Here is a 19,576-nt window from a genome sequence, read left to right as displayed (position 1 = left end):
ACCCGCGAATATCAGTGTGATCGACCGTCGAGATTTACTGCTACGTCGCCCTCAGGAAATTCACATGACATGTACTCGAGAAGCAGAAAACCGATCCCCATTGACTCGTGAAGTCATATCAGTCCTCGGCTGTGCACTCAACAGAGAAGGTAGAACGATGTCCAAGATTTCCTGGCGCCAGGTATTACCTTTGGTTCTTGCCGCTTTTTTCGTCGTCGGATCGCTCAGCAACATCATCGCCCCGCGATCCATCTTTGAGGAGTACCTGAAGTGGGGATATCCGCACTGGTTCCATTTCGTGACTGGTTCGCTGGAACTCATGACTGCACTTCTGCTCGCGCGACCACGGACGCGGCTGTGGGGCTCGGCGCTCGGCTGCACCGTAATGTTGGCTGCACTGGCAACCGTCGCAGTGCACGGCGAATACGGACACGGGGTGGCGCCGCTTGTCGCGGCGACATTATCGATTGTTGTGGGCTGGATTGCCTGGCGCGAGCGGCTCACTACCGGGTCTTTGGCTCGGGCCTAAACCAGCAGGAGCAGGAGGATTCGCTCGAAGCTTCCCACACGACGTCTATCTGAGGCGTTTAACGGCAACATCACGCAATCCGCATTATGTAGATCAGAACCAGACTCATCGCCGCCAACGCCAGTATCGAAAGAATCACCGCCGACGTGACGCGCGGACCTGCCTTTGCGACGGTACGCAGATCGGTACCTACACCCAAAGCAGCCATTGAAACAATCGTGAGCGCGCTGCCTAGCTCGCTCGCCGGCTGCAAAAGCGGCATGGGAATCATCCCCGTCGCTCGAGCCGCGCACAGGAGAACGAAGCCGACGATAAACCATGGCACCAGCTTCGTTAGACGAACCTTGCCGGGCAGCATCGTCGTACTGTCGCCCAGCTCCGGCGTACCTGGGTTCGCAGCACGTACAGTCAGAAGCGTGGACAGGAGCAGCATCACCGGTCCGAGCATGAGCACACGCACCAGTTTAACCAGCGTGCCAATATGCACACTGACGGGTGAAACGGGTATGGTCGCTGCAAGCACCTGTGGCACCGCATAGACGGTCATACCTGCCAATGTCCCATACTGCACGGGGTTCAGATGAAGACCCGCAGATAGCAGCGGCAAGCCAAGCACAACCGCAACGCCAAGCACCGCGGTGAAGGCGATCGATGCAGTGACATCGTCGCGGCTGGCGCCGATCACGGGCGCAACCGCTGCGATGGCCGAATTTCCGCAGATCGAATTTCCGCACGCGATCAGGACCGCCATGCGCCGTGGCAACTTCAGTGCGCGTCCTATTCCGTAACTCGCCAGGATGGCCGCGATGACGATCACAACGATGCCCGACAGCAGCTTGAGGCCGGTCGCCTGCAATGCGGCCTCGCTAAATGATACGCCGAGCAGCACGACGGAGATTTCCAGCAAGGCTTTGGCGCTGAACGTAATCCCGCTTGTCCAACGCTCACCCGGCGTCCATATCATACGGACTAGCGCGCCAACGAGGATCGCGAGCACGAGCGATTCAAGCCACACATGACCAAATAGATGCGCTTGCAGCGTTTGCAGCAGCCATGCGATCAGGCATACGCCGGCACAGAGCGCAACACCGGGAATCAGTCCAATAAGGTAACAGGGCCCAACCGCATACTTGCTACGGGATGTTCGGCGATTCGGCGAAAGAGACGACATTTCGACACCAGTCGGTTAAACGGAGTGACTAGGCTATGCGTCGTCCGGAGTGGTGAACAATACAAAATAGGCAGCTGTTGCCTGACTTTGAGTTATGCCACCTCATTTCCAGGTTCTGGCAGCCCCCTGCAGGCTGATCACGGCGATCGTTTCCCACAGGAAACGGTGTTGCACTTGCGGCATCCTTTAATGGCGGATGAAACGGCGCTACCATCGTGGCCGTCTCGTGGGAAATCGTGGGTCGCCGGTTTTCGGACCATGAATCGGCCACGGCGATTCTCGCGGGCCTTGCCAATGAATTTCACTCATCTGTTTGCTTTCTATGAAGTTGCCCGCGCCGGCAGCTTGAGCGGCGGCGCCTTGCGTCTGCGGGTAAGCCAGCCCGCCGTTAGCCGCGAAGTCAAGGAACTGGAAGATCGCCTGGGTATCCTACTGTTCGACAGGCTGCCCCGAGGCGTGGCGCTCACCTATGCGGGAAAACTGCTATTCGATTACGCAGAACGGATATTCACCCTCGCCGAGGCGGCCCGATCCGAATTGAAGGAAATCGCAGGTCTTGACTCAGGGCACCTTCAAATAGGCGCGAGCGCAACACTCGGTGTCTACCTCGTGCCGAAGATGATCGCCACATTCACGACCCGCTATCCAAAGGTCAGCATCGAACTGACTGTCACCAATACACAGGAGGTCGTGCGCGGCCTCGGTAACGGCAACTACACGCTCGGATTCATCGAGGGTCCATACGACGAAGCACGCCTGCACGCGCAATATGTTGGCTCCGACGAAATCGTACTCGCAGCCGCGCCGGGATTGCGTCAAAGCAACGGGCAACTGTTGGCGCGCAATCTTGCAGAACGGAGGGTGATCCTGCGCGAACCGGGTTCGGGTACGCGCGCGGTCGTCGAGTCCGCGTATCAGCGCGCCGGGTTCGAGATGGTACCTTCCATGTCGGTGAGCGATACGGAGGCCATCAAGCGCATGCTTGTTTCGCAACCGAGCATGGCCTACCTATCCTCACTCAGTATCGAGACGGAAATCGCCCGTGGCGAAATCCGCACCCTGGAGGTGGCTGACATGCGAATAGAACGCGCGCTGCATCTGGTCTGGCTCAAGAGGCGTTCGCTTTCACCATGCGCTCGGGCCTTCTTCGAACTAGCCCTTGAGCATACCGCGCATGCGGGCGGTCCTTTTCCCATCGCTGGGGGTCACGTTTGCGACGCTCCGGCAATGCAAAGCGACCAAGCCCGGCTAGCCCCCTGCGGCCATCCCTGACTTGGCTATGCGTGCGACTCGACCGCACTCCCCGCTTTGAAACTGTTGAACGATCATATCGACGACGACACGCACGCGTGCCGTCCGGTGAAAATCGGCATGCATGCCGAGCCAGACATCGTAGGCACTTTCCACATCGGGCAGCACGCGCACAAGATCAGGAATGGCATCACCGATATAGGTCGGCAATTCTCCGATGCCCAACCCGCCTTGCAAGGAGGCGACGAGCGCGAGAATCGAGTTCACCTGTACGCCCGGCACCCGCAGGCTGGTTCTCAACGCTTGCAGCGGCGGGAACCAGCGGATCCCGTCGCCCGCGACAAGCGCGACGAACTCGTGCGCAACGAGATCGCCAATACCACGCGGCGTCGGGAAGTTCGCGAGGTATGCCGGACTCGCGTACAGCGCGGTCGTCAGACCGGGAAGACGACGCACGATAGCGGACGCCTGCTCCGGTCGTACGTTGCGCGCGACGATATCGTTCTCGCGTTGTGCGAGCCGGGAAAACGCTGAAGCGATATCCACCTCGATGCGAATCTCCGGGTACTTGCGACGCACCGATGCAATGGCCGGTATGACATACCCGGTGCCCAGCACATCCGACGTGCCAACACGGACCACACCGCGCGGCGACATATCTGCACCACCCGCGCGCCGCTCGAGTTCCAGCGCACTGCGCTCCATCTGCGTCGCGACGTCGATCAGTGCTTCGGCCGTGTCTGTGGGCAAATAGCCGCGGGGCGTGCGCAGAAACAGCCTGGCCTTCAGTTCATGCTCCAGCGCGGCCAGTTGTCGGCTGACCGTAGGCGGATTGCTGTTCAATTCGCGCGAAGCCCCGCCAAGCGTCCGATGCCGATAGACGGCAATGAAAAACCGCAATCTGTTCCAGTCCATAGGTTCATTTCATCAGACGAACACGCCGACCAGTCGTTTCAAGAATGGAATCCAGCATTACCGAATCGACCGTTTATGCAAGTATCGCCGGAAACTAGACTGACCGTGTTCTCGTAACGAAGAGGGAGATGATGGATCTGAAACTGTCGGGAAAAACGGCGCTCGTGCTCGGTGCGTCACGCGGGCTCGGACTGGCGAGCGCAATCGAACTGGGACGCGAGGGGGCGAACGTGATGATCGCTTCGTCGAACGGCCGCCATCATGCACACGCACTGGCGCAGCTACGCGAAGCGGGCGTGATGAACGCACATGCGATCACAGTGGACGTAAGGCGTCCAGACGACGCATCGCATGCGCTCGCCGATACCGTCGCCCAATTTGGCTCGCTCGATATTCTCGTCAACAACGCCGGAGGTCCGCCCTTCGGCTCGTTCGACACGTTTGACGACGCCGCGTGGCAAGAGGCGTTCGATCTCAGCTTCTTGAGCATCGCGCGCTTCACACGCCTGGCGCTGCCGCATCTGCGCCGCTCCGGCGAGGGCCGCGTGATCAATATCGTCAGCTTTTCGGTGCGGCACGCAATGCAGGGATCGATTCTGTCGACGAGCATGCGCCTGGGCGTAGTCGGCCTCGCCAAGCTGCTGTCACGCGAGGCGAACGGCAATGGCATCACCGTCAACAACGTGGCACCGGGACTGATACTGACCGACCGCATCCGCGAGTCGTCGCTCAAGCAGAAACTCGCGGACGGCAGAAGCGAACAACAGGGTCTCGCGGAACTGGCCGCGGAGGTCCCCTTGCGGCGCCTCGGTCGTCCGGAGGAACTCGGCGCGCTGGTCGCGTTTCTGGCGTCTCCCCGCGCGAGCTATATCAACGGCGCAACGATCCAGGTCGACGGTGGCCTTGGCACCGGCATTCTGTGATTCGCGAGGGCGGCGCGCTTCGGCTCGCGGCGCCGCTTCGTTACCATTTCGTAAGACGAGAACCGCACTGAAAGCGGTCTAGAATGGATTCATTGTCTCAGTACGGAAACGATCACCATGATCGACCTCAATGATCTGTATTACTTTTCGGTCGTGGTCGAGAAACGCGGCTTTTCTGCTGCGGCCGATGCAATCGGGATCCCCAAGGGCACCCTTAGCAAACGCCTGCAGGCATTGGAGCAGGCGCTGGGACTGCGCCTTGCGAACCGCACGACGCGCAAGTTCTCGCTCACCGAGGCGGGCGTGGACTTCCATGCGCATTGCCTGCGCGTAATGAACGAGGTGCGCGATGCCGAGCAGGCCGCACAGGCGCGCCTGACGGAGCCCGTTGGACGCGTGCGCATCACGTGTGCGGCTGGCATCGTCCGCATGGCGCTCGATAGAGTGCTGCCGCCGTTTCTCGCCGTGCATCCGAAAATCGACATCGATCTGCAGACCTCCAGCCGCTATGTCGACATCGTTGAAGAAGGGTATGACATTGCGCTGCGCAGCCATACGGAGCCGCTGCAAAGTTCGTCGCTGATCGCGCGGCCCGTTGGTCAAACGCGCGTAGTGCTCGTCGCGAGCCCCACGCTCTTTGCGAATGGACCGCCCTCCGAGCCGGCTGAGCTGAACGGCGCGGACGGCATGCAGCTGGCGCGTCGCGATACCGGCTGCACGTGGTTGCTGCATGCCTCGGATGGGCGCACCGCGACCGTTTCCTACCACCCGAGGATTCGCTGCAACGACGCGCCGTTCGCGAAGTTCGCGGCCCAGGCGGGGCTAGGCGTCGTCGCCCTACCCTCGCCGATGTGCAAGGCCGAACTCGCAGACGGACGGCTCGTGCGCGTCCTCCCGGACTGGCACATCCCACGCGGCACGTTAAGTATCGTCTTTCCGTCGCAACGCGGCATGACGCAAGCGATGCGCGCGACCGTCGACTATCTCGCCGAAGCGTTGCCCGCCTTGATGAACGACTGACTTCCTTCGCAAACAGCCTTCATTCGAGCGCATGAAAAAGGGCGCGGGCCCGATTTCGTCCCGTGCCCATCGTTTCCACGCGGAAACAGTTTTACTCCTCCAGCCGTCTTTTTCATTGTTTCCCTGCTGTCTACGATGACGCTCTTCAAGGAGGAGCAATCAGATGGCAAATACGTTGTCCCGTGCCGAGCGGCGTATCGCTCAACGCGCACGATCGCTGAACAGTTCGGCGATTCGCGAAATTCTCAAGCTTACCGAACGACCCGACATGATCTCGTTCGCGGGCGGCGTTCCGTCGCCCGCCTCGTTTCCGCTCGCGGCACTACGCGATGCATCCGCTCGGGCGACGCATGCTTCCAGTGCCGACATCTTCCAGTACAGCGCGACGGAAGGCTATGCGCCATTGCGCGAATGGATCGCGCGCGCGCACTCGGCCAGCCAGCATCCCGTCACGCCGTCCAACGTCCTGATCACGAGCGGCTCCCAGCAGGCGTTCGACCTCATCGGCAAGGTGCTCGTCGATCCGCAAAGCGCGGTGCTCGTGGAGCGGCCAACGTATCTCGGCGCGTTGCAGTCGCTCTCGCTATACGAACCCGAATTCGTGAGCGTGCAGACGGACGATCACGGCATCGTGTCGAAAGCGCTCGAATACATCGAACCCGAGCGCGCCGCGCTGTTGTATCTGCAGCCGAACTTCCAGAACCCCACGGGGACGCGTCTGCCGTTCCAGCGTCGCAGGAAGATCGCGGAAATCGCCCGCCGCACCGGGCTCATCGTCGTCGAGGACGATCCCTATGCCGCGCTTGCGTTCGACGGCGGTCAGTTGCCGTCCATCCATTCGATGGCGCCCGACAACGTCATTTACCTGGGTTCGTTTTCAAAGGCCCTCGCGCCCGGATTGCGGGTCGGCTACATGATCGTGCCGGGCGCGCTGCAGCAAAAGTTCGTGCAGGTCAAGCAGGCGGCCGATCTGCATAGCTCGACGCTTTCGCAGCACATCGTCTACGAGACCGTGCGCGACGGGTTGCTCGAATCTCACGTACCGCGACTTGCCAGTTTCTATCATCAGCAATGCGAAGCAATGCTATCCGCACTCGACAGGCATATGCCCGAAGGCGTGAGCTGGAACGTGCCCGAAGGCGGCATGTTCGTCTGGCTCGCGCTGCCGACCGACATCGACAGCGCGGCACTGCTCGAAGACGCGCTTGCCGTCAATGTCGCATTCGTCCCCGGCGCGCCGTTCTTTGCACGCGATCCGCTCCACCACTTTCTGCGCCTGTCATTCGCGACCGTATCACCGCAGCAGATCGACCGCGGCATCGAACGGCTGGCTGCGCTCATCAACGCGCACTCGCGTGCGTTCACTCCCGTTTTCGACCTGGAACTCGACCGATGACATCCCGGCTGACTCTGCTGTTGCTTGCCTCGCCCATTGTTGCCGCGCTTAGCGTGCCGTTCTACAACCGCATGACGCCAACGCTCGACGGCTGGCCATTCTTCTACTGGTGGCAAACGGGCTGCGTTCTCGCGGGCGCGCTGCTGACGGGCGCCGCTTACCTGCTCGACGCGAGCGCCGTGCGCAAGTCCGCAGCGCGATCGCAAGAAGGTGCCGCATGAACGTAATGTCGATAGGTATTTTCATCGCACTTTTTGCACTGGTGAGCGTGCTGGGGATGGCGGCGGCGCGATGGCGGCGCAGCGATCTCAGCGCCATTCACGAATGGGGACTCGCCGGTCGGCGCTTCGGCACCGCCATGAGCTGGTTCCTGATCGGCGGCGACCTTTACACCGCGTACACCTTCGTCGCCGTGCCGGCGCTTGTCTTCGCTGCGGGCGCGACGGGGTTCTTCGCGGTGCCGTACACCATCATCACGTTTCCTCTCGGCTTTCTCGTCTTGCCGCGCCTGTGGCGCGTTGCGCGCAAGCACGGCCACGTGACCCTCGCCGACTACATCGAACAGCGCTTTGGCAGCCGCCCCCTTGCGCTTGCGATCGCGTTGACAGGCATTCTCGCGACGATGCCGTATATTGCGTTGCAACTGGTGGGCATTCGGGTCACGCTCGGTGCGCTCGGCCTTCCGACGCATGGCTGGCTCGGCGAAACGCCGCTTTTCGTCGCGTTCGGCGTACTCGCGGTCTATACGTGGTCGAGCGGATTACGCGCGCCGGCAATGATCGCTGTCGTCAAGGACTTGCTGATCTACGCGACGATCATCGGGGCACTGGTCGTGATCCCGGCGCGGCTTGGCGGCTTCGGTCACATGTTCGCGGCGTTGCCGCCAGCGAAGCTGCTGCTGAAAGCGCCGGACGCCACTAGCCTCAACGCGTACTCGTCGTATGCAACACTCGCGCTCGGCTCGGCACTTGCGTTGCTGCTCTATCCGCATTCGATGACGGCAACACTCTCCGCATCATCCGATCGCGTGATCCGACGCAACATGGCCTTGCTGCCTGCGTATTCGCTGCTGCTCGCCTTCGTCGCATTGCTTGGTGTGATGGCGCTCGCGGCGGGTGTCGGCGCGATGCCCGAGTACGCGGATCAGTTCCGGCAATACGGCCCGAACTTCGCAGTGTTCGCACTTTTCCTGCACTACTTCCCTTCGTGGTTCGTCGGCGTCGCGTTCGCAGCGATCGGCATTGGCGCGCTGGTGCCCGCCGCGATCATGTCGATTGCCGCGGCCAATCTTTTCACGCGCAACGTGTGGCGGCCGTATTTCGCGCCGTATTGCAGCGCGGCGCGCGAGATCCGGGTAGCAAAGCAGGTCTCGCTGTTCGTCAAGTTCGGGGCGCTGGGTTTCGTGCTGTTCATGCCCGTTCAGTTTGCCATTCAGTTGCAGCTGCTCGGCGGCGTCTGGATCACGCAGACCTTGCCTGCCGTCGTGCTGGGTCTCTTCGTGCCCGCCGTGCGCGCGCGCAGTCTGATGGCAGGCTGGATATCCGGTCTGGGCACCGGCACGTGGATGGTGGCCGTGAATGGCTTCAAGACCGCTACTTACACGATTCATGTCGGCGCGCTCGCGATGCCGGTCTATGCCGCTGTGATCGCGTTGCTTGCCAACCTCGTCGTCGTCCTCGCGTCGTCGGTCCTTTTCACGAAACCGCAGGAAGAAGGAGTCGAAGGTGACCTCCAGAACTGATAACACCAACGCTGCGCTCGCGGGCATCGACATCGATACCTTGATGTCGCACCTCGCGTGCCCCACGGCCGAGACCGGCCTCGCGGTCGGCGACATGATGGAGCGCGTCAACGCCGCGTTGATCGATGCAGCGTTCACCAGACTCGATCCGCAGGCGGACGAACGCATCGTCGAGATCGGGCCAGGCAACGGCGGCCATATCCTGGCCGTGCTGACGCGTGCGCCACGGCTGACGCTGGTGGGCATCGACATATCGCCGACGATGACGACTGCGGCTCGCGAACGCAACGCCATGTTGCTGGCGCGCGGACGCGTCGCGCTGACGACGGCGGACGTCGCCAGCATTCCCTACGCAAACGCCTCATTCGACAAGGCCATCGCGATCAACAGCGTCTACTTCTGGCCGGACCTCCTGGCAGCCCTTCGGGAAATCCGCCGTGTGCTGCGCGACGAAGGACAACTGGTGATCGCGGCGATGACACCCGAAGCGGCGCTGTCGATGCCGTTCAGCCGCCACGGTTTTCGCGTTCATGGACCGACCGCTTTTCGCGAAGCCTGCTTCGAAGCCGGCTTCGATCACGTGCAGATCGAACGCTATGTCGATCACGGGTCCGCGGCGCCCGCGCCCGCCGCGCAACGCACGTTCTTTCTCGTGCGCGCTTCGTGCATGTAGTGGATCACGCTTCAGGAGTGTTTTATGTTTCCTCTTGTTCAATCGTTTCATGATGCAGTAACGGGCACTGTCAGTCACATCGTTCATGCGGGCGCGGGTTCGACTTGCGCGGTGATCGACCCGGTACTGGACTACGACACGGCGTCCGGGCGCCCGTCGACTGCGTCACTCGATCGCATCCTCGCGTTTATCGGGGAGCAGCATCTGGTCGTCGGATGGATTCTCGAAACGCATGCGCATGCGGATCATCTATCGGGCGCCGTCGAACTGAAACGGCGCAGGGGCGGCACCATCGCTACGAGCGCGCGCATCGCCGACGTGCGCTCGCTGTTCTCGACGACGTTCGATCTCGCCGACGAGCACGGCTTTGATTGTCTATTCGGACCCGAGGAGGCATTCACGATCGGCACCATGACGGCGCATGCGATTCCGACACCCGGACACACGCCCGCAGACACGGCCTATTTGATTGGCGATGCGCTGTTCGTCGGCGATACGCTGTTCATGCCCGACCTCGGCACGGCACGCTGCGATTTCCCGGGTGGCGATGCGAAAACGCTCTACGCGTCGGTCCGGCGGCTCCTGGCACTGCCCGAATCGACCCGCGTATTCGTGTGTCACGACTACCCGCCTGCGGGGCGTGACGTACGCTTCGAAACGACGATTGCCGAGCAGCGGCAACACAATATCCATGTGCGCGACGGCATCAGCGAAAGCGAATTCGTTGCGATGCGAACTGCGCGCGATCTCACGCTGAAGGTGCCCGCGCTGCTGTTCCCCGCGATGCAGGTGAATTTGCGCGGCGGACGTCTGCCCGCTTCCGATGGCAACGGCCGTCGCTATATGCGGATTCCGATCGACGAGTCCTGTTTCGTGGCGGATCCCTCATGATCGGCGCGCCAAGACGGTTGCTTCGGCGCGCGGGTCCAGGCCGTGGCAATGCGTTTTGCGCCGCTACGGAAGCTCCGACCGGCGCGTGCATCGACGCAGATGCGCCTCCGCCATCAATGGACGACAGCGCCGCCCCGACCGCGCCGGTCGACTACGAAATCGAACTCATGCGCTACCTGCTGCTTTCGATGGCTGCTGCCTACTGAACACAGCATCGCTGTTCGTTGCCTGGAAACTTCAGCGCCGTGACGCGAGACTCCACCACCTCGCTGCGATGGGTACATCGTCGTCGCGCGCGCCGCTTTGGGACTTCTTCGAAATGAGAAAACGTGCAAGATTCAACGCGACTCCCAGTTTGGGCAAGCGCGATGCTGGCTCAATTGTCGTACGCCATTTGCCTGCGATCCTGCTGCTATTGCTTTTGGGCTTGAATGCGTTTGTTCTTGGCATCGTGGGATAGCCGTGATCACGCACTCACGCGCGCACCACCGTCACGCCAGCCGCCTCGATCGGCTCGATCAGCTTCGCATCCGTCGAACGCTCGACGATGATGGTCTGCGCCATGCCGATCGGACCGATGCAGTACGGCGACGCGGCGTTGAGCTTCGCGGCCGACGCGAGGACGACCGTTTCGGCCGCGCGCGCGGCCAGCGCGCGCTTTACATAGGATTCCTCGAAATCGCCGGTGCTCAGCCCGGCTTGTACGTGCACGCCCGTCACGCCCATGAAGTACAGGTCCGCGTGGATGTGCGCGATCGCCTCCACGGCCGCCGCGCCCACGGTGACCACCGAATGCTTGTAGAGCTTCCCGCCGATCAGCACGACCTCGATGGCGGGATGCTCGGCGAGCGCCACCGCGACGCCGGGGCTATGCGTGACGATGGTCGCCTGCAGGTCGCGCGGCAGGCACTCGACCAGCAGCGCCGAGGTCGTCCCGCCGTCGACGATCGCCACCTGCCCCGGCGCGATCATGTCCGCGGCCTTTTGCGCGATGCGCCGCTTGGCCGCCACCTCCATGCCGCGCCGCTCGGCAATCGGCGCCACCGCCGGCGAAGCCGGCAGCGCGCCGCCGTGCACGCGCTGCAACAGGCCTTCGGCCGCCAGGTCGCGCAGGTCGCGCCGCACCGTGTCCTCGGAAACGCCGAATTGCGCGCTCAGTTCGCCGGCGAGCACCTGCCCGTCGCGCTTGAGCGCAGCGAGTATCGCTTTCTTTCGTTGATCTGTGAGCATGAGAATGGCCCGCAGCGGGTTACACGGGTCTGCACGAATTTTCTTGATTTTGCACGAAACTGCACGATACCATGAATGGCGAATGCTGACCAAGGGGAACGAGATGACTGCAACGAAAGACCGCGTGCGATTGATCGAAACCACCGTGCTGTCCGACGACTGGTATGTGCTCCGCAAGGTGACCTTCGACTTCCTGCGCAGCAACGGCACGTGGCAGCGCCAGAGCCGCGAAACCTACGATCGCGGCAACGGCGCGACCATCCTGCTGCACGACCCGCGCAGCGGCAACGTCGTGCTCACGCGGCAATTTCGCATGCCGACGTTCGTCAACGGACATGACGGCATGATGATCGAGGCCCCGGGCGGCCTGCTCGACGACGCCGCGCCCGACGAGCGCATTCGCGCCGAAGTCGAGGAGGAGACCGGCTACCGCGTGCGCGACCTGCGCAAGGTGTTCGAGGCGTACATGAGCCCCGGCTCCGTGACCGAGAAGCTGTATTTTTACCTGGGCGAATACGACCCCGCCGAGCGGCCCGGCGCGGGCGGCGGCGTCGAGGAGGAAGGCGAGGATCTGGAAGTGGTCGAAGTGCCGCTTGACGAGGCGCTGAGGATGATCGAGCGCGGCGAGATCGTCGACGGCAAGACGATCATGCTGTTACAACACGCGGCGTTGCGCGGTCTCGCGCGCTAACATAACGCTTCGCCCGTTTTTTATCGATTACCCATGTACATCGTTTCGCTGTTCTATACCGCTTCGCTCGAACGCATCGACGACGCCCTGCCCGCGCATCGCGCGTACCTCGACGCGCAGTTCGAAGCCGGCAATTTCATTGCCGCCGGCCCGAAGATGCCGCGCGACGGCGGCGTGATCATCGCCTCGCACATGCCGCGCGAGCGGCTCGATACGCTGCTCGCCGCCGATCCCTTCGCGCAGCAGGGGGTCGCCACCTTCGAAGTGACGGAATTCAAGGCCACGCGCCTCGCGCCCGGCCTCAATCTGCCGCGACCCGAAACGCCGTGAGTGTGGCCGCTGCGGGCCAGCGCCGGTTCAGTTCGGCGAGCCCGCAACCGGCACCACCATGCCCGACCACACGATCTCCAGTTCCACCGCGATGGATCGCGCGAGCCCGTCGAGCCCCGGAAACAGCGACGCATTCGTGATGTTCATGCGGTAGAGCCACTTCATCGCGTCCATGCGGATGCGCTCGGGCAGCACGATCTTGTGCAGCAGTTCCTCGTAGCTCTCGTAGCCTTCCAGAATGGCCTGCAACGGCTTGTCGATCACACCCGGCACGACGAAAGTGCCCGACTGCGCGACGAGCCGGTCGTCCATCTCCGTGGGTTCGCCCGACCAGAGAATTTCGTTCGTGTTGCTAAAGAAGTAGCGCTCGAAGTTGTCGTGCGCGCGCGGGTCGATCACGTCGCGCGTGAGCGTGGGATTGGCCTTCGGCAGCGCGCGGCTATTCCAGAGCGCAGGCGTGTTCAGCGCGTAGACGGCCGAGTCGCCGGTTGCGCGTTCGAGCGCGAAAAAGGCCGCGACGAACGGACTCTTGGTGAAATCGAGCAGCCGCGTGGGCGCGCCGTGGTGCTGCATGAGCGCGAGACAGCGCAGGTCGTCCTTGAGCAGGTCCGGATGCGCGAGAAAGTTGTGCGCCTTGCGGCGAAACACGCGAATGGCGCGCTCCTCGCGCTGCCGCCATTGCAGCCGGTCGCCCACGTAGTCGCGCATGTAGCGCGTGAGCGAGCTTTCGAGGTGCCACTGCGCGTTCTGCTGGCCGCGAAACGCCCAGCCGTCGAGCTGCGTCGTCAGCGCCATGAATTGCTGCCAGTCTGTGAGTACCGTGGTCTGCATCGTGGTTCCGGTAGCGTTTGTCGTTGCGTTGCGCCGGGTCGCGCGAAGCGCGCGCCCCGCTGGACACGCTAGCACATCGACAATGACAACATCACGAAGGTTTCGCCATGCACGGTGTGCGAACTCAGGCGAACGTGCGCAGCATCGCGATCTGCTCGCGCCAGCGCGAGAGCACCTGCGCGGGCTCGTAGAGGCGGAACGTCACGCCGCTCAGCACCTCGGCATACTTCGCGCGATGCCCGGTGACGGATTCGATTTCCACGCGAAATACGCTCAGTCCGAGCGCCGTTTGGCGCTGGGCCACGGCGTGCGAGCGGGCGCGAATCTCCAGCAGCGCGCCGTCATGCACGAGCGAGAGCGTGAGGCGGCCGTCGCGCATGAGGTTGGCGGTGGTGCTGGACTGCGGCCAGAGCGCGATGAGCAGCGTGGTCGCGTCCACGGTCAGGATCTCTCCCGCGCTCAGTTGCGCGCCGTGCGGCCAGCCGTCCTCGCTGACGGTCGAAAGGCGAACTGCATCGGCAAGACGCGCTTCGAGGTGCTCGCCGTCGAATTCGCGCACGAGCGCGGCGGGCAACTGCGTGGTCGATGCGGGCTGCGGCGGCCGCGGGGCCGGTTCGTTTTGCTGCATGGGGCGTTCCTTGCGGGTGTTGCGTGCATCGGGTCGTTCGAAATTGGACCGTAGCGCCGCGCCGAAGTCAAATCGCCCCGCCTTTGCGCAACCGTTCAGCCCTTGGTCGCGCCGAACGTGAGCCCCGCCACGAAGTGCTTCTGCATCGCGAAGAACATCATCACCGAAGGCAGCGCCGCAAGGACCGAGCCCGCGGACACGAGGTTCCATGCTGTGGTCCATTGCCCCTTGAGGGCCGCAACGCCCACCGTGATCGGCGCGGCGTCGTCGCCCTGGGTCAGGCACAACGCCCAGAAGTAGTCGTTCCAGACGAACGTGAAGACGAGAATGGCGAGCGCGGCGAGTGCCGGGCGAATGAGCGGCAGCACGATGCGCACGAACACGGTCCATTCGTTCGCGCCCTCGATGCGCGCGGCCTCGACGAGTTCGAACGGCAGCTGCTTGATGAAGTTGCGCAGGAACAGCGCGCAAAAACCGGTCTGAAACGACAGATGGAACAGGATCAGGCCGCCAACGGTGTTGTAGAGCCCCAGCCTGAGCGTGAGGTCGCGCACCGGAATCATCAGCACCTGGATCGGCACGAAGTTGCCCGCAACGAAGGTCGCGAACAGCGCTGCATTGCCCGGAAAGCGGTAGATTGCCAGCGCATAGCCCGCCAGCGCCGCGAGCGCAATCGCCCCGGCCACGGCGGGCAGCGTGATCTGCACGCTGTTCCAGAAGTAATGGAGCATCGGCGAGGTCGTGAGCGCGTCGCGATAGTTCTCGATCATCGCGAAGTGCCGAGGCCAGCCCCAGTAGTTGCCTTCGCTCAGTTCTTCGGTGGAGCGCACCGAGGTGATCAGCACGGCAATCAGCGGCAGCAGCCAGATGACGAGCGCCACCGGCAGCGAGAGCTTGTACAGGCGGCGCGACGCGGGCTTCCATTTGTCGACCGGAATCGGAAACATCGGGGGCTCCTCGTAGCGGATTCAGTGCTCGCTGCGCAGCAGGCGGCGCAGGTGATAGACGATGTAGAGCAGCATGATCGCGAACAGCACGACGGCAATCGCGGCCGAATAACCGAGCCGGTAGTATTTGATCGCCTGGTCGTACATGTAGTACGCGAGCACGGTCGAGCTTTCGAATGGCCCGCCGCCCGTCATCACGGAGATGAGATCGAAACTGCGCAGCGCACCGATGACCGTGACCACCACGGCCATGAACGTGACGGGCCGCAGCTGCGGCAGGATAACGTGCCAAAGCATGGTCCAGCCCTTCGCGCCTTCCATGCGCGCGGCCTCGATCTGCTCGCTGTTGAGCGTGGTGAGGCCCGTGAGATAGAGGATCATGCAGTACGCGGTTTGCGGCCAGAGCGCCGCGAAGATGATGCCCGGCGTGGCGTAGTTCGGGTCGCCGAGCACGGGAATGCCGCGGCCCAGCATGAGCGCAAGCAGGCCGAACGTGGGGTCGTAGAACCACGAGTAGATGAGACCCACCACCACGCCGGAAAGCACGAACGGCGCGAAGAACAGCGACTTGACGATGCGGATGCCGCCCACGGCCTGGTTGAGGTACAGCGCGATCGCGAGGCCCATCGGCGGCGCGAGCAGGAACAGCACCAGCCAGATCACGTTGTTCTTGAGCGCCGTGTAGAACGTGGGCGAGTGGAACAGCTCTATGTAGTTCGCGAGACCGACGAAACTCGCTTCGGTCATGCCGTCCCAGTTATAGAGCGAGAGACGCAGCGTGGAGAGAATCGGCCAGATCACGTAGACCGCGAACATGATGACCGCGGGCGCGAGAAAGAGGCACGCGGCACGGCGCTGGCGCCGCGCGGTGGGCGACGCGCGGCGGCGCGGCTGAATGCCCCGACCGCTTGCGTGCGGCATGCCGCCGTTCTCGCCACTGGCCGGCGCGGCGCCGTCCACGCGTTGCGCAACGGTGTGACTCACTGCCTGTCTCACGGCAAAAACCTCCACTTGATTACCCGGCGGGCAGCGCCGACGCACCACCCGCCTTCGCTTCGAACACCTTACTTCTTGTAGATCCGCTGCCGCGTCTGCTCCAGCTGCGCGAGAATCGAGTCGAGCTTGGTCGGATCGGACACGAACTGCTGCATGCCCTTCATGCCTTCGTCGGCCATTTCCTTCGTCATGTCCCGGTCATAGAACTGCGCAATGCCGCCCTTGGTGTTCGAGAGGATCTGGAAGCCGATCTTCGAAATCGGGTCCTCGGGCTCCGGCGACTTGCTGTTGGCCGAAAGCGAACCCAGCCCCTTGGCAAGCTGCGCGCCGACATCCGGCGTCTCCGCAAACGCGAGGAACGCACGCGCATCGGCCTTGTTCTTCGCCTTGCCCGGAATATGCAGCGATTCGACCGGACCGTCTTCGGCGGTCGGCACGTTCGGGTCGATGATCGGGAACTGGAAGTAGCCCATCTGCTGCTTGACCGTCGGGCTGAAACCGCCCGTGATGAAGGTGCCCATCAGCATCATTGCGGCCTTGCCCTGGAACAGGAACGGCTGCGCCGCATCGAGATCGTACGAGAGCGAATTGGGAATGAAGTCGCCGTCGTCGAGCAGCTGCTTCCACGTCACGTAGACCTTCTTCACGCGCGGGTCGGTGTACGGCACTTCGCCCGCCATCAGCTTCTGGTGGAACGCGTTGCCGTTCAGGCGCAGGTCCAGATAGTCGAACCAGCCCGCCAGCGTCCACGCGTCGCGCCCGGCCACGGCGATCGGCGCAATGCCCGCGGCCTTGAGCTTCTTGCAGGCGTCGAGGAATTCATTCCACGTTTTCGGCTCGCTCTTGATACCTACCTTGTCGAACAGGTCCTTGCGATAGAACATGCCCCACGAGTAATACACCGTGGGCGCGGCGTACTGCTTGCCCTGGTACGACGACGCTTCCTTCGTCGAGGCGTACATGCTGTCCCAGTTGTTCTTCTTCCAGTCGTCCGAAAGGTCCGCGAAAAGGCCGCGCTTCGCGTAGTAGGCCATGCGCTCGCCGTCGTGCCAGTTCACGATGTCGGGCGGCGCGGTCGTAAGCCAGTTCGGCAACTGGACCTTGTAGGCCTCCTCGTCGACGAACGACACCTTTACGTCGGTGCCGGGGTGCGTCTTCTTGAACTCGTCGATCACCTGTTCCCACACGGCGCGCTGGCTTGCGCCCTTGTAGGCAATGTTCATTTCGAGCGTGCCGGCCCGCGCCGCGCTCGCAAACGTGCCTGCAAGCGCGCCCGCCGCCAGCGTCGCAGCAACGAGCAGGGTGCGTGGTCTGAAGGTCTTGCCGATCATGCGTGTCTCCTTGGTTATACGTCGTTGTCGGTGCTGCATCGTCAGGAACTGCGCAATACATCTATTTGCGTCTATTGCGAACGGTAGGCGCTCACGCCCTGCGGCTCTATCGTACGCGAGCCGATCACGTATGCATCGTCGGGAATATCCGCAGAAAGCGTGTGCGTGCCCGGCCCGTAGTTGAACACCCAGGTGAAGCCGCCGCGCCGGCTCACGCGGATCGCGTCGCCGAGCGGCTGCGGCGTGAGGCCTGCCTCGCGCGCCACGCGCGCAAAGAGCGCCTGTGTGCTCGCCTCGTCGAACAGGCTCGCGAGGTAGTGAACGGCGCCGCTCTTCACATAAGCGGGATGGCCGTCGCTGAACGTCGCGCGCACTTCCGGCACGGCCCATTCGTTTTCGCCGGTGTTGGCGCCGAGTTCGATCAGATCGCGCCAGTGGCGCGCGTGGCCTTTGTGCGCGCCGTCCAGTTCGAATCGCACCGGCTCGCTGATGTTGGGCCGCAGCGACTCCACGCGCCACACGCGCAGCGGCAGCAGCGCCGCGAGCGGCCCCGGCGGCAGGTTGGCGGGAATCTGCAGATCGGCGGTTTTCGAGCCCGTGCGCGGGCCGATCACCACTTGCGCGCCCGAACTGGCGAGGCGCTGCGCGAAGTCGTCGGGCACGACGGGCAGCGGCGGCACGACCACGAGCCGGTAACCGTCGAGCGGCGCGTGCACCGAAACGATATCCACGTCGAAGCCGAGCGCGCGCAGCGCCGAGTAGTACTCGACAGCGAAGCGCGGATAGTGGAAATCCGCGCCCTGTGGATGAATCTCGAACAGCCACTTCGCTTCGTAATCGAGCACGAGCGCAACCGGCGTCTTCACGTCGAAGTCGCGGCCGCCCTTCGCCGCCACGAGCACGGCCTCGATTTCCTCGGCCACGCGCGCCGCCTCCGCACTGCCGAGATCGGGGCGGTTGTCGGGCGTATTCAGGCCCGCGTGCATCTGCTCCTGCGCGAACGGCGCCTGGCGCCAGCGGAAATACGACACGCAGCCCGCGCCGTGCGCGAACGCTTCCCAGCTCCAGAGGCGCACCATGCCCGGCAGCGGCGCGGGGTTCCACTGGGCCCAGTTCACGGGGCCCGGCTGCTGCTCCATGACCCAGAACGGCAGTTTCGACATGCCGCGATACACGTCGTGATTGAACGAGGCGAAGTCCGGATGGCCGGTGCGCAGATAGCGCGCCTTCACGTCGGGCGCGTACCACTGCTGATCGAGCGCGCCGAGCGGATAGCTGTCCCACGTCGCGACGTCGAGATCGGCGGCGACCTTGTAGTGATCGAACTCCATGAAGAGCTGCATGAAGTTGTGCGCGATGGGACGGCCCGGCGAATGCGCGCGCAGGATATCCACCTGCATGCGGTTGTAGCGCTGCACTTCGTCGGAGGCGAAGCGCTGGTAGTCGAGCCGGTGCGACGGATGCGCCTCGGTCACGGTGCCAACGGGCGCCTCGATTTCGTCGAAGCTGCGGTACTCCATGCTCCAGAACACGGTACCCCAGGCGGTGTTGAGCGCGTCGATGCTGCCGTAGCGCGCCCTGAGCCATTCGCGAAACCGTTGCACCGCCGCCGGCGAGTAGCTGACCACCGTTTGATGGCAGCCGTACTCGTTATCGGTTTGCCAGTACGCGACGGCGGGATGCTGGCCATAACGCGCGGCGACCGCCTCGCAGATGTGCCGCGAAGCCTCGTAATACGCCGGCGACGAAAAATCGTAGTGGCGCCGCGAGCCGAACCCGCGCACGCGGCCATCGGCGCCCACGGGCAGGATGTCCGGATGCTGGTCGATCAGCCACTTGGGCGGCGTGGCCGTGGGCGTGCACATCACCACTTGCAGGCCGGCGTCGCCGAGCGTGTCGATCGCGCGATCGAGCCAGCCCCAGTCGAATTCACCGGGCGTCGGCTCGATGCGGCTCCACGCAAATTCGGCGATACGCACCTGCGCGATGCCGAGCGCCTTCATGCGCGCGGCGTCGTCCTTCCACATGGCCTCCGGCCAGTGCTCCGGGTAATAGCAGACTCCAAGACGCATCCCTGTGTCC

Annotated in this window: 20 protein-coding genes; 11 read left to right on the top strand and 9 right to left on the bottom strand. The window is 63.3% G+C overall.

From position 1 onward, the window contains the following. Window positions 1-157 precede the first annotated feature (157 nt). The gene (locus tag AB4Y44_RS38080; protein ID WP_368702391.1) at window positions 158-529 is read left to right on the top strand and encodes a DoxX family protein; all 372 of its coding nucleotides are present in this window, start codon (window positions 158-160) and stop codon (window positions 527-529) included. 70 nt (window positions 530-599) lie between these two features. Here the strand turns inward: AB4Y44_RS38080 and AB4Y44_RS38075 are convergent, their stop codons facing one another. Continuing rightward, entirely contained in the window at window positions 600-1,700 is a 1,101-nt protein-coding gene (locus AB4Y44_RS38075; RefSeq protein ID WP_368702390.1) for a YeiH family protein, read from the bottom strand. A gap of 294 nt (window positions 1,701-1,994) precedes the next feature. Here AB4Y44_RS38075 and AB4Y44_RS38070 point away from each other — a divergent pair, with 294 nt between their 5' ends. After that, on the top strand, window positions 1,995-2,972 hold the full coding sequence (locus tag AB4Y44_RS38070; RefSeq protein ID WP_368702389.1) for a LysR family transcriptional regulator: 978 nt from the start codon (window positions 1,995-1,997) through the stop codon (window positions 2,970-2,972). Here AB4Y44_RS38070 and AB4Y44_RS38065 read toward each other — a convergent pair. Beyond that, window positions 2,949-3,866, bottom strand: a complete 918-nt coding sequence (locus AB4Y44_RS38065) for a LysR family transcriptional regulator (protein ID WP_368702388.1) — start codon at window positions 3,864-3,866, stop codon at window positions 2,949-2,951. The genes AB4Y44_RS38070 and AB4Y44_RS38065 overlap by 24 nt on opposite strands. Before the next feature lie 128 nt (window positions 3,867-3,994). Here AB4Y44_RS38065 and AB4Y44_RS38060 point away from each other — a divergent pair, with 128 nt between their 5' ends. From AB4Y44_RS38060 to AB4Y44_RS38030, 7 genes are all read left to right on the top strand, one after another. Next, entirely contained in the window at window positions 3,995-4,789 is a 795-nt protein-coding gene (locus AB4Y44_RS38060; protein WP_368702387.1) for an SDR family oxidoreductase, read from the top strand. A 117-nt stretch (window positions 4,790-4,906) separates the two neighbouring features. Continuing rightward, on the top strand, window positions 4,907-5,809 hold the full coding sequence (locus AB4Y44_RS38055) for a LysR substrate-binding domain-containing protein (protein ID WP_069265874.1): 903 nt from the start codon (window positions 4,907-4,909) through the stop codon (window positions 5,807-5,809). A 163-nt stretch (window positions 5,810-5,972) separates the two neighbouring features. Then, window positions 5,973-7,205 (top strand): PLP-dependent aminotransferase family protein, encoded by a 1,233-nt coding sequence (locus tag AB4Y44_RS38050; protein ID WP_368702386.1) that lies wholly within the window; start codon window positions 5,973-5,975, stop codon window positions 7,203-7,205. Continuing rightward, window positions 7,202-7,426, top strand: a complete 225-nt coding sequence (locus tag AB4Y44_RS38045; RefSeq protein ID WP_069265872.1) for a DUF3311 domain-containing protein — start codon at window positions 7,202-7,204, stop codon at window positions 7,424-7,426. Before AB4Y44_RS38050 ends, AB4Y44_RS38045 begins: the two co-directional genes overlap by 4 nt. Next, window positions 7,423-8,946 (top strand): monocarboxylate uptake permease MctP, encoded by a 1,524-nt coding sequence (mctP, locus tag AB4Y44_RS38040; RefSeq protein WP_368702385.1) that lies wholly within the window; start codon window positions 7,423-7,425, stop codon window positions 8,944-8,946. The genes AB4Y44_RS38045 and mctP overlap by 4 nt, the downstream gene beginning before the upstream one ends. After that, window positions 8,930-9,619, top strand: a complete 690-nt coding sequence (locus tag AB4Y44_RS38035; protein WP_368702384.1) for a class I SAM-dependent methyltransferase — start codon at window positions 8,930-8,932, stop codon at window positions 9,617-9,619. The genes mctP and AB4Y44_RS38035 overlap by 17 nt, the downstream gene beginning before the upstream one ends. Window positions 9,620-9,643: 24 nt before the next feature. After that, window positions 9,644-10,510, top strand: a complete 867-nt coding sequence (locus tag AB4Y44_RS38030; RefSeq protein WP_368702383.1) for an MBL fold metallo-hydrolase — start codon at window positions 9,644-9,646, stop codon at window positions 10,508-10,510. Between the two features lie 474 nt (window positions 10,511-10,984). On the opposite strand, the gene AB4Y44_RS38025 is transcribed toward AB4Y44_RS38030, so the two are convergent. Beyond that, window positions 10,985-11,740 carry a DeoR/GlpR family DNA-binding transcription regulator gene (locus tag AB4Y44_RS38025; RefSeq protein ID WP_342922121.1) on the bottom strand — a complete coding sequence of 252 codons (756 nt, stop codon included), beginning with the start codon at window positions 11,738-11,740 and terminating at the stop codon, window positions 10,985-10,987. 103 nt (window positions 11,741-11,843) lie between these two features. Between AB4Y44_RS38025 and AB4Y44_RS38020 the strand changes: the two genes are divergently transcribed. Together AB4Y44_RS38020 and AB4Y44_RS38015 are read left to right on the top strand one after the other, a co-directional pair. Next, entirely contained in the window at window positions 11,844-12,431 is a 588-nt protein-coding gene (locus tag AB4Y44_RS38020; protein WP_368702382.1) for an NUDIX domain-containing protein, read from the top strand. Between the two features lie 33 nt (window positions 12,432-12,464). Next, entirely contained in the window at window positions 12,465-12,761 is a 297-nt protein-coding gene (locus AB4Y44_RS38015) for a YciI family protein (protein WP_342922123.1), read from the top strand. 27 nt (window positions 12,762-12,788) lie between these two features. Here AB4Y44_RS38015 and AB4Y44_RS38010 read toward each other — a convergent pair whose 3' ends face one another. From AB4Y44_RS38010 to AB4Y44_RS37985, 6 genes are all read right to left on the bottom strand, one after another. Continuing rightward, the gene (locus AB4Y44_RS38010; RefSeq protein WP_342922124.1) at window positions 12,789-13,592 is read right to left on the bottom strand and encodes an FRG domain-containing protein; all 804 of its coding nucleotides are present in this window, start codon (window positions 13,590-13,592) and stop codon (window positions 12,789-12,791) included. Window positions 13,593-13,716: 124 nt separating this feature from the next. Next, the gene (locus AB4Y44_RS38005; RefSeq protein ID WP_368702381.1) at window positions 13,717-14,220 is read right to left on the bottom strand and encodes a pyridoxamine 5'-phosphate oxidase family protein; all 504 of its coding nucleotides are present in this window, start codon (window positions 14,218-14,220) and stop codon (window positions 13,717-13,719) included. A 95-nt stretch (window positions 14,221-14,315) separates the two neighbouring features. Then, window positions 14,316-15,167, bottom strand: a complete 852-nt coding sequence (locus AB4Y44_RS38000; RefSeq protein WP_342922126.1) for a carbohydrate ABC transporter permease — start codon at window positions 15,165-15,167, stop codon at window positions 14,316-14,318. A gap of 21 nt (window positions 15,168-15,188) precedes the next feature. Continuing rightward, window positions 15,189-16,088, bottom strand: a complete 900-nt coding sequence (locus AB4Y44_RS37995) for a carbohydrate ABC transporter permease (RefSeq protein WP_211254040.1) — start codon at window positions 16,086-16,088, stop codon at window positions 15,189-15,191. 143 nt (window positions 16,089-16,231) lie between these two features. Further along, window positions 16,232-17,494, bottom strand: coding sequence for an ABC transporter substrate-binding protein (locus AB4Y44_RS37990; protein WP_342922127.1), 1,263 nt, complete (start codon window positions 17,492-17,494; stop codon window positions 16,232-16,234). 71 nt (window positions 17,495-17,565) lie between these two features. Next, window positions 17,566-19,566 carry a beta-galactosidase gene (locus tag AB4Y44_RS37985; protein WP_368702380.1) on the bottom strand — a complete coding sequence of 667 codons (2,001 nt, stop codon included), beginning with the start codon at window positions 19,564-19,566 and terminating at the stop codon, window positions 17,566-17,568. Window positions 19,567-19,576: the final 10 nt, after the last annotated feature.

Origin of the sequence: Paraburkholderia sp. BR10937 (assembly GCF_040965695.1) — a bacterium.
Classification (GTDB): domain Bacteria; phylum Pseudomonadota; class Gammaproteobacteria; order Burkholderiales; family Burkholderiaceae; genus Paraburkholderia.
This window is presented reverse-complemented; position numbering and strand designations above follow the sequence as displayed.